This window comes from Stenotrophomonas sp. STEN046 (assembly GCF_056759755.1).
The window spans coordinates 1-13,386 of the sequence record NZ_JBRRDR010000040.1 but is presented as its reverse complement, the minus strand read 5'-3'; the positions used below and the strand labels follow the sequence as shown (position 1 = coordinate 13,386).

The 13,386-nt window shown below is 66.8% G+C and carries 6 protein-coding genes; 4 read left to right on the top strand and 2 right to left on the bottom strand.

The window, feature by feature from the left end; genetic code table 11:
• Positions 1 to 179: 179 nt before the first annotated feature.
• A complete protein-coding gene (locus ACVOLJ_RS16380; protein WP_481564612.1) occupies positions 180 to 3,524 on the top strand; it encodes a GH92 family glycosyl hydrolase in 3,345 nt (1,114 codons plus the stop codon).
• Entirely contained in the window at positions 3,521 to 4,282 is a 762-nt protein-coding gene (locus ACVOLJ_RS16375; RefSeq protein ID WP_481564611.1) for a basic secretory protein-like protein, read from the top strand. The genes ACVOLJ_RS16380 and ACVOLJ_RS16375 overlap by 4 nt, the downstream gene beginning before the upstream one ends.
• A 522-nt stretch (positions 4,283 to 4,804) precedes the next feature.
• Here the strand turns inward: ACVOLJ_RS16375 and ACVOLJ_RS16370 are convergent.
• Together ACVOLJ_RS16370 and ACVOLJ_RS16365 are read right to left on the bottom strand one after the other, a co-directional pair.
• On the bottom strand, positions 4,805 to 7,096 hold the full coding sequence (locus tag ACVOLJ_RS16370) for an NADP-dependent malic enzyme (RefSeq protein ID WP_481564610.1): 2,292 nt from the start codon (positions 7,094 to 7,096) through the stop codon (positions 4,805 to 4,807).
• A 230-nt stretch (positions 7,097 to 7,326) separates the two neighbouring features.
• Positions 7,327 to 8,682 carry a dicarboxylate/amino acid:cation symporter gene (locus tag ACVOLJ_RS16365; RefSeq protein WP_475278234.1) on the bottom strand — a complete coding sequence of 452 codons (1,356 nt, stop codon included), beginning with the start codon at positions 8,680 to 8,682 and terminating at the stop codon, positions 7,327 to 7,329.
• Between the two features lie 329 nt (positions 8,683 to 9,011).
• On the opposite strand from ACVOLJ_RS16365, the gene ACVOLJ_RS16360 reads away from it, so the two are divergent.
• Both ACVOLJ_RS16360 and ACVOLJ_RS16355 read left to right on the top strand, forming a co-directional pair.
• Positions 9,012 to 10,181: an OprO/OprP family phosphate-selective porin gene (locus tag ACVOLJ_RS16360; RefSeq protein ID WP_481564609.1), complete on the top strand. Its 1,170-nt coding sequence runs from the start codon at positions 9,012 to 9,014 to the stop codon at positions 10,179 to 10,181.
• A 68-nt stretch (positions 10,182 to 10,249) separates the two neighbouring features.
• The gene (locus ACVOLJ_RS16355; RefSeq protein ID WP_481564608.1) at positions 10,250 to 12,895 is read left to right on the top strand and encodes a hybrid sensor histidine kinase/response regulator; all 2,646 of its coding nucleotides are present in this window, start codon (positions 10,250 to 10,252) and stop codon (positions 12,893 to 12,895) included.
• The last annotated feature ends 491 nt before the right edge of the window (positions 12,896 to 13,386 follow it).

The following is a 13,386-nucleotide window of genomic DNA, read 5'->3' as shown; positions in this document are numbered from 1 at the left end:
TTGCAGCATCGGCCCAGGTCCTGAACGGACCGATTGCCATTCCGACCCGATCGCACGGCCTGTCCCCCACCAGACCTGCATCGCCTGCCACCGCTGCCAGCGCAGCGGGCCGGGCGATGCTGTCTGCAGCGCACGCTGATGCGGGTTCTGCCTGCCGCCTGCCTTGTTGGAGACCCTGCATGACCTTGTCCGATCCGCGCCGCGCCCTGCTTCCGCTCGCCCTGGCCCTTGCCTGCGCGACCACTGCGACGCCGGTGCTGGCGCAAGGCCTGCAGACCTCCTTTGAACCGGGCCAGCCGGTACCCACCACGGCCGAAGCAGCGCTCGCGGTCGAGATCGGCCGCGGCCCCGCCGCGCCGTATGCCGCCAAGCGCAATGTCGGCTACAGCGGCCTGCACGCCCTGCGCTACAGCAGCAAGGGCGGCCAGGCCCAGCGCGAACTGTTCAAGACCGACCTGCTGATCGAAGCCGATACCACGCTGTCCTGGCTGGTGCTGCCGGAGATCGTCGGCACCGACACGGTGGCCTCGACGCATGTGTCGCTGGACCTGCTGCTGGACGATGGCAGCCGCGTGTCCGCCAGCGCCGCGCGTGACCAGCACGGCATCGCCCTGGGGGCCCAGGCGCAGGGCGAATCGAAGACACTGTATCCGCAGCAGTGGGCGCGCAAGGCCGTGCGCCTTGGCGATGTGCCGGCACTGATGGGCCGCCGCGTACGGGCCATCGAACTGGCCGTGGCCAGCGCCGATGGCGCGCCCGTGGCCGGCTGGATCGACGATGTGCGGCTGGACGCACAGCCACGACAGGTACCGCAGCGCGCATCGGACTGGGTACTGACCACCCGTGGCACACAGGCCAACGGCACCTTCTCGCGCGGCAACAACTTCCCCGCCACGGCCGTGCCACATGGCTTCAACTTCTGGACGCCGGTGACCGATGCCGGTGCGCTGAACTGGCTGTACCGCTGGAATGAACAGAACGATGCGCAGAACCGGCCGCAGCTGCAGGCGTTGGCGCTCAGCCACCAGCCCAGCCCGTGGATGGGCGACCGCCAGACCTTCCAGGTGATGCCCTCGGCCACCCGCGGTGTTCCCGAGGCCGACCGCAGCAAGCGTGCGCTGTCATTCGACCGTGCCCGCGAGAGCGCCCGCCCCTACCGCTATGACGTGCACTTCGACAATGGCATCGCCGCCGCGATCGCACCGACCGACCACGCCGCACTGTTCCGCTTCGACTTCCCGGCAGGGGGTGATGCCAACCTGTTGTTCGACAACGTGGATGCACGTGGCGGACTGACCCTGGACGCCGCCACGCAGACCCTGTCCGGCTACACCGACACCCGTAGCGGCCTGTCCAACGGCGCTACCCGCATGTATGTGGTGGCCAGCTTCGACAGGCCATGGCGCAGCAGTGGCCGCATCGACACCGGCCGCCCCAGTGGCTACATCAAGTTCGATACCGCGCAGGGACGCACGGTGACGATGCGCATTGCCACCTCGTTGATCTCCATCGAACAGGCGCGGCACAACCTCGCACTCGAGATCGCCGCCGCCGATACGCTGGAAACCGTGGCCGGGCGTGCACAGGATGCATGGGATGAGCGCCTGGCCCGATTCGATATCGGCACGGCCAGCGACGACCAGAAGACCACGCTGTATTCCAGCCTGTACCGTCTCTACCTGTACCCGAATTCCGGCCACGAGAATGCCGGCACCGCCACCGCACCGGACTGGCGCTATGCCAGCCAGGCCAGTGCCGAGGACAACAACACCGATGGCAGCGCCACGCGCAGCTTCGCACCGGTGCGCGACGGCAAGGTGTTCGTCAACAACGGCTTCTGGGATACCTTCCGCACCACCTGGCCGGCGTATGCGCTGTTCACCCCGCAAGATGCGGGGCAGCTGGTGCAGGGCTTCATCGAGCAGTACCGCGCCGGCGGCTGGATCGCGCGCTGGTCCTCGCCCGGTTATGCGGACCTCATGGTCGGCACCAGTTCCGATGTTGCCTTCGCCGATGCGTGGCTGAAAGGCATCGGTGGCTTCGATCCGCAGGAGGCCTATGCGGCAGCACTGAAGAACGCCACCGTGGTGCCACCGGATCGTCATGTCGGCCGCAAGGGCATGCAGCGCTCGACCTTCCGCGGCTATGCAAGCGCCGATGTGCACGAAGGCATGTCGTGGACGATGGAAGGGGCGCTCAACGACTTCGGCATCGCCAACATGGCCGATGCGCTGGCCAAGCGTGCAGCAACGCCTGCCGCGCGCGAACGCTATGCCACCGAGGCCGCGTACTTCCGCTACCGCGCCGCCAGCTACGCCACCATGTTCGACCCGGCCGCCGGCTTCTTCCAGGGACGCAGGCCCGATGGCAGCTGGCGCCTGCAGGCCAAGGACTATGACCCGCGCGTGTGGGGCCACGACTACACCGAATCCAACGGCTGGACGTTCGCCTTCACCGCCGCCCACGATGGTGAAGGCCTGGCGGCACTGTACGGTGGCCGCGACAAGCTGGCCGCCAAGCTCGATACCTTCTTCGCCACGCCGGAAACGGCCGATGCCGCCTTTGCCGGTTCCTATGGCGGCACCATCCACGAGATGACCGAAGCGCGTGATGTGCGCATGGGCATGTACGCCCACAGCAACCAGCCGGCGCACCACATCCCGTGGATGTACCTGTACGCCGGGCAGCCGTGGAAGACCCAGCAGCACGTGCGCGAGATCCTGTCGCGGCTGTATGTCGGCAGTGAGATCGGCCAGGGCTACCCGGGTGACGAAGACAACGGCGAGACCTCGGCCTGGTATGTACTGGCCTCGCTGGGCCTGTATCCGCTGCGCATGGGTTCGCCGGAATACGCGATCGGTTCGCCTGCGTTCGAACATGCCCGTGTGGAGTTGCAGGGCGGCGCCGTGCTGACCGTCAATGCCGCCAACAATTCGCCGCAGAACGTGTACGTGCAGTCGCTGAAGATCAACGGCCAGCCTTGGAGCAAGACCTGGGTGCCGCACGACGTGATCGCCAAGGGCGCGACCCTGGACTTCGTGATGGGCCCGCAGCCCTCGCGCTGGGGCAGCGGTGCCGACGATGTCCCGCGCTCGCTGACCGCGCGCGGCGAGCGACCGCAGATGCTGCACGACCTGCTCGGTACCGGCGCGCAGGCTGCACTGGCCGATGGACGTGCCCTGCCGGCGCTGGTCGATGACGATGCCACCACGGCGGTGCCACTGGGGGGCGGTGCCACCATCGCATTGAGGCCTGTGGGCGATGGCGCGCCGACGATGTACACGCTGACCAGCGGCGACGGCACGATCAGCGGCGGCGAGTGGGTGCTGGAAGCGCGTGCCGGCAAGGGCAACTGGGTGACGCTGGACCAGCGACGCGGAGAGGATTTCACCTCGGCCCGTCAGACCCGCCCGTTCCGTATCGCTTCGCCCTCACGCTACGCCGAGTACCGTCTGCGCCTGGCTGCGCCTGGGCGCCTGCAGCTGGCCGAGATCGAACTGCTGGCACCCTCCCCCGTACAATGACGTCCATGCACCTACGCTTGCTCCCCCTCACTCTTGCCGCTCTTGCTGCGCTTGCCCTCCCCGCCGTCAGCCACGCCCAGCCGCAGACCCAGGCCTTCGATGGCCAGGTCAGCCGGGACGGGGTGACGCTGTATTACCAGGACGCTGCCGGTGCGCTGGCCGCCCCGGTGCGCAAGCGCATCATCGATACGTTCTACTTCGCCTATCTGCGCGAGCGTGCGGATTTCCGTCCGGGGGCGCCGAACGAGGTGCGCATCGTGATCGATCCGGCCTACAACGGCGTGGCCTACGTGGGTGACAAGGACAAGGCCAGCACCATCACCATCAATCCCGGCTGGCTGGCCCAGCATCCGGATGACATCGACCTGGTCACCCATGAGGCGATGCACATCGTGCAGGGCTACCCCGGTTACGGCGACAAGCGTGCGCCGGGCTGGCTGGTGGAGGGCATCGCCGACTACGCGCGTGATCGCTACGGCATGAACAACGCCGCTGCAGGGTGGGCGCTGCCGGACAAGGTGAGCAAGGGACAGACCGCCGAGAGTGGCTACCGGGTGACCGGCGCGTTCCTGAAGTGGGCCGATGCGGCGCACCCCGGGCTGGTGCTGGCACTGGACAAGGCCCTGCGCGACGGACGCTACGCACCGGCACTGTGGCAGAAGCACACCGGTAAGGCGCTGCCGGCGCTGTGGGCCGAGTACGCCAAGCCGCGTTCGGAGGCCCCGCCGCCGGCCCCGGCACGACGCGGCAAGCGCTGACAGGTAGCACCGGGCCATGCCCGGCGGAATGCAGGAAGCGCCGTGCTGCGCGCCCGCCGGGCATGGCCCGGCGCTACCCGATCCCACAACCCGTGTGATCTCTGCACTGTGGCCGGCTGACGCCTCAGCGCGAGTGCACGATACCGGCGTACAACGCGAACAGCTGCTGGAAGTAACGACGCGTCACTCGATTGCGCATGGCACCCTCGCCGATTCAAGGAAAGTTGGTCGGGCCCAGGGTGGGAAGGCCGGTCCGGTCCCTTCCCACGGCCGGGCCGCGTGGGCGTATTGAGCCGTAGTGGCGTTGCAGGGGAATGACCGGGTTGCGTAGCGCGTGTGGCAGGTTCGGCGGCCGTTGCGGCAAATGAAAACACCGGGCAATGCCCGGTGTTTTCATTTGCGCGACGTCCAACCGCGCCAGCGCCATCATTCTTCCGACCAGGAGCCCCTTCTTGTTGAAGGGGCGCGCCGAAGGCGGGGGTAGAGGAAGAATGCGTGGGCAGCGGAAGTGGGAAAGAAGGCTTACGCCTTCTTTTCCGCTTCCAGCTGCTTCCTGATCTGCGCATCCACCGCGGCAATCGCGGTCATGTTCAAGATCCGGCGCGAGGTCGCGCTGGTGGTCAGGATGTGCACCGGCTTGTTCACGCCCATCAGGATCGGACCGATCGCCACGCCGTCGGTGAACACGCGCACCAGGTTGTAGGCGATGTTGGCCGCTTCCAGGTTCGGCAGCACGAACAGGTTGGCGCGGCCCTGCAGCGTCGAGCCCGGCAGCAGCTTCTGGCGCAGGGCTTCATCCCATGCGGTGTCGCCCTGCATTTCGCCATCCACGTTCAGACGCGGATTGCGCTTGAGCAGCAGCTCGCGCACCTGGCGCATCTTCAGCGCATCCTTGGAATCGTGGCTGCCGAAGTTGGAGTGCGACAGCAGCGCCACCTTCGGTTCGACACCGAACAGCTTCATGCGGTACGCCGCCTGCAGGGTGGCTTCGCACAGCTGCTCGGCGGTCGGATCTTCCTGCACGTGGGTGTCGACGAAGAAGAACACGCCCTGCTGGTTGATCACACCGGTCATCGCCGAGGTCGAGGTGACCTTCGATTCCAGCGGCAGCACGCTGCGCACGTAACCCAGCTTCTTGTGGAAGCGGCCGACGATGCCGGTCAGCATCGCATCGGCTTCGCCACGGGCCACCATCACCGCGGCAATCAGGGTCGGGCGCGAACGCATCAGGTTCTTGGCCGCGGCCACGGTCACGCCACGACGGCCGGTCAGGCCGTGGTAGTACTGCCAGTATTCGTTGAAGCGCGGGTCGTCATTGATGTTGGTGACTTCAATGTTCTCGCCGATCTTCAGGCGCAGGCCGAGGCGTTCGATACGCGATTCGATCACGTCCGGGCGGCCGATCAGGATCGGGTGCGCCAGGCCATCGTCGACCACGTTCTGCACCGCCTGCAGCACCACTTCCTCTTCGCCTTCGGCATACACCACGCGCTGCTTGTCGCTGCGCGCGCGATCGTAGACCGGCTTCATCATCAGGCTGGTGCGGTAGACGAACTGCGACAGCTTCTGCCGATAGGCCTCCATGTCGGCGATCGGGCGTGCGGCCACGCCCGAATCCATCGCGGCCTGGGCCACGGCCGCGGACAGCTCCACCAACAGGCGGCGGTCGAACGGACGCGGAATCAGGTATTCACGGCCGAAGCTCGGAGTCTCGCCGCCATAGGCCGAGCCCATGTCGGTGGCTGCACGACGCGCCAGCGCGGCGATCGCGCGCACGCAGGCGATCTTCATTTCTTCGTTGATCGCGGTCGCACCAACGTCCAGCGCACCGCGGAACAGGTACGGGAAGCACAGCACGTTGTTGACCTGGTTCGGGTAGTCCGAACGGCCGGTGCCGATGATCGCGTCAGGACGCGCGGCGCGCACCAGCTCCGGCATGATTTCCGGGGTCGGGTTGGCCAGGGCGAAGATCACCGGGTCCGGCGCCATCGTCTTGACCATGTCTGCGGTCAGGATGCCCGGTGCCGACAGGCCCAGGAAAATGTCCGCGCCATCGACGATCTCGGCCAGGCTGCGCTTGTCGGTGTCGCGTGCGTAGCGCAGCTTTTCCGGGTCCAGATCGGTACGGCCGGTGTGGATGACACCCTCGCGGTCGAAGGCCAGGATGTTTTCCGGCTTCAGGCCCAGCTGCACCAGCATGTTCACGCAGGAAATACCGGCCGCGCCCATGCCCGTGGTCGCCAGCTTCACTTCCTCGATCTTCTTGCCGGTGATCGCCATGGCGTTGAGCACTGCCGCACCGACGATGATCGCGGTGCCGTGCTGGTCGTCATGGAACACCGGAATCTTCATGCGCTCACGCAGCTTGCGCTCGACGATGAAGCACTCCGGAGCCTTGATGTCTTCCAGGTTGATGCCACCGAAGGTCGGCTCCAGCGAGGCGATGATGTCGACCAGCTTGTCCGGGTCGTTCTCGTCCACCTCGATGTCGAACACATCGATGCCGGCGAACTTCTGGAACAGCACGCCCTTGCCTTCCATCACCGGCTTGCCGGCCAGCGCGCCGATGTTGCCCAGGCCCAGCACGGCGGTGCCGTTGGAGATCACCGCGACCAGGTTGCCGCGCGCAGTCAGCTCGCTGGCCTGCTGCGGGTCGGCCTTGATCGCTTCACAGGCATATGCCACGCCCGGCGAATACGCCAGCGACAGGTCGCGCTGGGTCAGCATGGGCTTGGTAGCGGAAACCTTGATCTTGCCCGGAGGAGACATCCGGTGGTAATCGAGGGCGGCCTGTTTGAAATCTTCGTTGGACATCGATGTGGGTTACATGAATGGGCAGAAGGGACAGGGGATCATACCCCCGTTGGAGCGCTCGGACCTGTCGCTATGCTGTCGCAGTGATGCTGCGACCGCACAATCCAGACCCGTATGTCACCGTAGCAGAGCCTCAGCATCGACGCCGCTGATGACAGCCATGGGTCGGCTTGAAACGCTGCGGGGCCGTACCACTGTCGTGATCGGCCCCGCAGTACCACACACCTGGGTCAGCTCTTGGCCGGCAGCGCGTCGGCCATCGCCAGCGGCACCGCATCGACCGGCGGCGGCAGTTCGCTCTCGCGACCATCCAGCGCCAGCTTCAGGCGGTCGCGGTCCAGAGCGCCTTCCCAGCGCGACACCACCACGGTGGCCACCGCATTGCCGATGAAGTTGGTCAGCGAACGGCATTCGCTCATGAAGCGGTCCACGCCGAGGATCAGCGCCATGCCGGCCACCGGCACTTCCGGCACCACCGCCAGCGTGGCGGCCAGGGTGATGAAGCCGGCACCGGTGACGCCGGCTGCGCCCTTGGAGCTGAGCATCGCCACCGCAAGCAGCGCGATCTGGTGGCCCAGGGTCAGCTCGGTATTGGTGGCCTGGGCGATGAACAGCGCGGCCAGGGTCATGTAGATGTTGGTGCCGTCCAGGTTGAACGAATAACCGGTGGGAACCACCAGGCCCACCACCGACTTGGCGCAGCCGGCGCGCTCCATCTTCTCCATCAGCGACGGCAGCGCCGATTCGGACGACGATGTACCCAGCACCAGCAGCAGTTCGGCCTTCAGGTAGCGCGCCAGCTTGAACACCGAGAAGCCGCACAACCGGCAGACCACGCCCAGGATGACCGCCACGAACAGGAAAGCGGTGAGGTAGAACGAGCCGACCAGCCAGGCCAGGTTGACCAGCGAACCGACGCCGTACTTGCCGATGGTGAAGGCAATCGCACCGAAGGCGCCAATCGGGGCGGCCTTCATCAGGATGTGCACCAGCTTGAACACCGGGGCCACCAGCGCTTCCAGGAAGTTCTGGATGGGCTTGCCCTTCTCGCCCACCGAGGCCAGCGCGATGCCGAACAGCACCGCCACGAACAGCACCTGCAGGATGTTGCCGTCGACGAAGGCGCTGATCAGCGTTTTCGGGATGACATCCATCAGGAAGCCGACCAGGGTCAGGTCATGCGACTTCTCGACGTAGCTGTGTACCGCGGTCTGGTCCAGCTCGGCCGGGTTGATGTTCATGCCCGCACCGGGCTGCACCACGTGCGCCACGATCATGCCGACGATCAGCGCCAGGGTGGAGAAGAACAGGAAGTACGCCATCGCCTTGGCGAACACCCGGCCCACGGTACGCAGGTGGGTCATGCCGGCGATGCCGGTGACGATGGTCAGGAAAATGACCGGGGCGATGATCATCTTCACCAGGTTGATGAAGGCATCACCCAACGGCTTCATCTTCTCGCCGATCAGCGGTTCGTAGTGGCCGAGCACGGCACCCAGGACGATCGCCACGATCACCTGGAAATACAGCTGGCGGTACAGCGGCAACGGCTTGCTGGGCAGCGCCGGGGCGGTCGGGATGTGCATGGCGGACTCCGGAAGGGGCGTTTTTCAGGCACGTACGGCCCCGGAAGTGCACGGGAGCCGATACCGTGGAAACTGACCGTGGCCCCTGCCGGCATGCACAGGGGTGCGACCAATGGACGCCTTTGTACGCGCCAGGCACCGCCGCGCAGATAACCTATTGGTACTAGCCCCCCGGTTCAGCTGGCGGTGGTGCCTACACTGGCGCCGCACCGCAGATCGCGGGGACGCCGGTGGCCCGAGCTGAACGGCCGGGCGCGTCATTGCGAAAGTTCCGGCCATTGCGGCCGTTGTTGTCCTGTCCACACGCAATCTGAGAGAGCCGCACCATCATGCGCCCGATTCCCACCTTGCTCGCCCTTTCCCTGGCCGCGCTTCCCGCCTTCGCTTCAGCTGCCGATTTCGACAACTGGCCGACCAAGTACACCTTCGGCGACGGCACCGAGCTGGCCGCCACCGCCAACATCGCCTACGACTACAACGACTTCTCCTCCGGCAGCGGCATCGACGATGACGATGCGGTACGCCGCAAGGAATTCGGCGCGACCCTGAAGAAGAAGGGCGTGTACGACGCGATGGTCTATTACGATTTCCAGGCCGACACCTGGCTGGACGTGTTCGTGCGCTTCGAGAGCAAGGCCTTCTTCGGCCGTGACGTCGGCCGCTTCCGCTTCGGCTACATGAAGACCCCGGTCGGCCTGGATGCAGGCACCTCCTCGCGTGCCGGCAGCTTCCTGGAAACCGCCCTGCCCGTGCAGGCGTTCTACGAAGGCCGCCGCACCGGTGTGGAATGGGTGCTGGAGCGTCCGCAGTACCTGCTGCAGGCCGGCGCCTATGGCGGCAAGGATCTGCAGGGCGACAACCCCGGCACCACCCAGGCGGTGCGTGCGGTTTGGACCCCGGTGAAGGCACCGGGCGATGTGATCCACCTGGGCCTGGCCTATTCGCAGGAAAACCCGCGCGGCTACAGCGATGGCCGCGACGTGCACCACGAGGCCAGCGCACGCCTGCGTGCGCGCCCGGAAGCCGGCCTGACCGATATCCGCCTGGTCGACTCCGGCGCGCTGGTCACTGCCGACCAGATCCGCCGCACCGGCCTGGAAGGCATCTGGATCCGCGGCCCGTTCTCGCTGCAGGCCGAAGCACTGCAGGCCACGGTCACCCGCAACGACGGCAAGCCCGATTACACCGGCCATGGCCAGTACGCGATGGCCAGCTGGGTGCTGACCGGCGAATCGCGCCCGTACAACGCCGGCGCGGTGGCCAACATCAAGCCGGCGCACGACTACGGCGCGGTGGAACTGGTCGCCCGCTACAGCCGCCTGGACCTGGATGACGGCAGCGTGCTTGGCGGTCGCCAGCACGACCTGACCGTGGGTGCGAACTGGTACCTGACCAGTCACTTCAAGTTCCAGGCCAACTACGTGAAGGTCGATGCCAGCCGTCGCGGTGTGCGCAGCACCCCGGAGATCTTCGAACTTCGCGCGCAGATGCACTTCTGATCCCTTCCACGTGTCAGATCCCGGCGGGCGTGCACGCCACGCCCGCCGGCCCTGCGTAGACTGCCGCCATGTATTGGCTCAGCCGCCACCGCCAGCTGTTGCTGACCCTGCTGGTGATGGTCGGCGGCACCGCGCTGTGCGCGGTCGCCGCAGGCCACTACGCCTGGCGTCGCGCCCTTTCCACTGAAAGCGCGCAGGTGCAGCGGCAGCTGCAGTTGTATGGGCAAGGCCTGCAACAGCGCATCGACCGCTTCGGCACCCTGCCGCAGGTGATGGCGCTGGATCCGGACCTGCAGCACGCACTACGGGTGCCGCCCTCGCCCGCCGAGCAGCAGCGCTTGAATCACAAGCTGCAACGCGCCAACCAGGTCACCCGCACCTCCACCCTGACCCTGGTCGGCCGTGATGGCGTGGCCGTGGCCGCCAGCAATTTCGACCAGCCCACCAGCAACGTCGGCGAGGACTACAGCTACCGGCCGTACTACCAGCAGGCACTGGCCCATGGCCGTGGCCGCTTCTACGGCATCGGCATGACCACCGGCGTGCCCGGCTACTTCATGTCCGAGGCGATCCTGGATGCGGACAGCCGGCGCATCGGCGTGATCGTGATCAAGATCGAGCTGTCCGCACTGGAGCAGGAATGGTTGAGCAGCCCCGACGTGGTGCTGGCCAGCGACAACCACGACGTGGTGTTCCTGGCCAACCGCGATGCCTGGCGCTACCGCCTGCTGCGCCCATTGGGCGTGGAAGAACGCAACGAGATGCGTGCCGCACGGCAGTACGCCGACCGCTCGCTGCAGCCGCTGCGGGTACGAACCCAGGATGTACTGGCCGATGGCGGGCGCATGGTGCGCCTGCTGGACCCGGCATTGCCGCAGGCGATGCTGTGGCAGACCCTGCCGCTGCCCGACGAAGACTGGAGCCTGCATCTGCTGCATGACGCCGGCGCCGCTACCAGCGCCGGGCGCGGCGCCGCGGTGGCCGGTGCTGCGGCTTGGTTGGCGCTGGGCTTCCTGGTGCTGTTCGTGCAGCAGCGGCGACGGCTGTCCAAGCATCGCCAGCGCAGCCGCCGCGAGCTGGAAACGCTGCTCAAGCAACATGCCCAGGAGCTGCGCACCGCCCAGGACGGGCTGCTGGAAGCGGCCACCGATGCCGACAGCGGCCTCAGCCGCAGCCTGGAACATCTTCCGCAGGGTGTGGTGGTGATCGACAAGGAACAGCGTCTTGTCGCGTGGAACTCGCGCTATCTGGAATTGTTCCGGTTCCCGGCGGGGCTGGTGCGGGTGGGCCGCCCGATCGAGGAACTGTTCCGTTTCAATGCACGTCGTGGCCTGTTGGGCCCTGGCCCGATCGACGAGGCCATCGAGCGCCGCCTGACCCATCTGCGCAGCGGCCGCCCGCACATGCGCGAGAGCGAGAAGGACGACGGCACGGTGCTGGAGATCCGCGGCAACCCGCTGCCCGATGGTGGCTTCGTCACCAGCTATGCCGATATCACCAGCTACAAGAACGCAGCGCGTGAGCTGCGCTCGCTGGCCGATGCGCTGGAACACCGCGTGGCCGAGCGCACCCAGGATCTGGACGAAGCCCGCCGCGAAGCCGAGCAGGCCAACCGCTACAAGACCCGCTTCGTGGCCTCGGCGGTGCACGATCTGCTGCAGCCGCTGAATGCCGCGCGCATGTTCGTGTCGGTGCTGCGCGGCAAGCTCGGCGATCCGGCACAGCAGCAGACCGCCGACCATATCGACGCGGCGCTGGCCGCGCAGGATGCGATCCTCAACAGCCTGCTGGATATCGCCCGGCTGGAATCGGGCAGCCTGCCGACACGGGTGCAGGCGTTCCGGTTGGGGCCATTGCTGCAGACGCTGGCGCGCGAGTTCGGTATCGGCGCACAGGCGCGTGGGCTGCGCGTGGACTGGGTGGATACCGCTGCGGTGGTGGTCAGCGATGAAGCGCTGCTGCGCCGCATCCTGCAGAACTTCCTGTCCAATGCGCTGCGCTACAGCGAACGCGGCCGCGTGCTGTTGGGCTGCCGTCGCCGTGGTGGCCTGCTGTGGATCGAGGTGCACGACCAGGGACCGGGTATTCCCGATGCGCTGCAGGGCGAGATCTTCGAGGAATTCCGCCGCCTGCACGATGGCCAGCAACGCGGTGCCGGGCTGGGGCTGGCGATCGTGGACCGCATCGGGCGCCTGCTCGGCCACCCGATCCGGCTACGCTCGCAGCTGGGCCAGGGCAGCGTATTCGCCGTAGGCGTGCCGTTCGGGGAAGCCAGCGCGATTCCCGCCACCGCGCCCGCGCCGGTACTGGTGCAGGAGCCCGCTGCGGACAATCCCCTGCGCGGCTGCCGGGTGTGGGTGATCGACGACGATCCGCACGTCTGTGCGGCCAGCCGCGCCCTGCTGGAACGCTGGGGCTGCGAGGTGGTGCTGGCCGATGGACCACAGGCCGCGCTGCTGGCCGCCACCGCCGATGCGGTGCCGGAGCTGGTACTGCTGGATGTACGCATGGGCGACCACCACGGACCGGTGCTGTACGAGACGCTGGCCGCGACGTGGCAGGCACGCCCACCGGTGGTGCTGGTGACCGCCGAGCGCGATGCGGGATTACGCGAGATGGCGGCCGAGTGCGGCTGGGGGATGATGGCCAAGCCGGTGAAACCACCGGCGCTGCGGGCGTTGATGAGCCAGTTGCTGGTCCGGTATCGCGGCTGATTGCAGCCAACGGCGCAGCCCCTCGTGGGTGGCGCGTGAAGCAGTTCGTCGGTGAGGCCGGGCAGGTGGGCTGCGCAGGGGCCGCTGCAAGTACGTCCATGTAAGCTCGGTCGCCGCATCCATGCGGCTCACGCCCCTGCACAGCCCACCTGCCCGGCCACGGACACATTCCGTATTCGTCCGCCCACGGAGAAGAAAAAGAAGATCAAAAGCGGGTCGCGACGCTTCGCTTGCTCGCGAGCCGAGCATGGCTCGGCTCTACAGGGCGCGATGAAGCGGCCTTACAGGCTGCTTTTGCTTTTGATCTTCTTTTTCTTCTCCGTGGGTGACAGGCCACCGAAATCTGTCAGAGGGCGGTCGGGTTGGGGTCGCGGGGGTGTCTGATCTGGCTCCCTGAAAACGGACGCCATGAAGCCGTTTCAGGCGGCAGTCCTGAGCTGCCGGGCGTAGTTGTTAGGCGAATGGTAGCCCAGCGCCGAGTGTAGCCGGGC

Coding starts and splice junctions, on each gene's coding strand:
- ACVOLJ_RS16380 (WP_481564612.1), top strand. CDS start 180: ATGACCTTGTCCGATCCGCGCCGCGCCCTGCTTCCGCTCGCCCTGGCC.
- ACVOLJ_RS16375 (WP_481564611.1), top strand. CDS start 3,521: ATGACGTCCATGCACCTACGCTTGCTCCCCCTCACTCTTGCCGCTCTT.
- ACVOLJ_RS16370 (WP_481564610.1), bottom strand. CDS start 7,096: ATGTCCAACGAAGATTTCAAACAGGCCGCCCTCGATTACCACCGGATG.
- ACVOLJ_RS16365 (WP_475278234.1), bottom strand. CDS start 8,682: ATGCACATCCCGACCGCCCCGGCGCTGCCCAGCAAGCCGTTGCCGCTG.
- ACVOLJ_RS16360 (WP_481564609.1), top strand. CDS start 9,012: ATGCGCCCGATTCCCACCTTGCTCGCCCTTTCCCTGGCCGCGCTTCCC.
- ACVOLJ_RS16355 (WP_481564608.1), top strand. CDS start 10,250: ATGTATTGGCTCAGCCGCCACCGCCAGCTGTTGCTGACCCTGCTGGTG.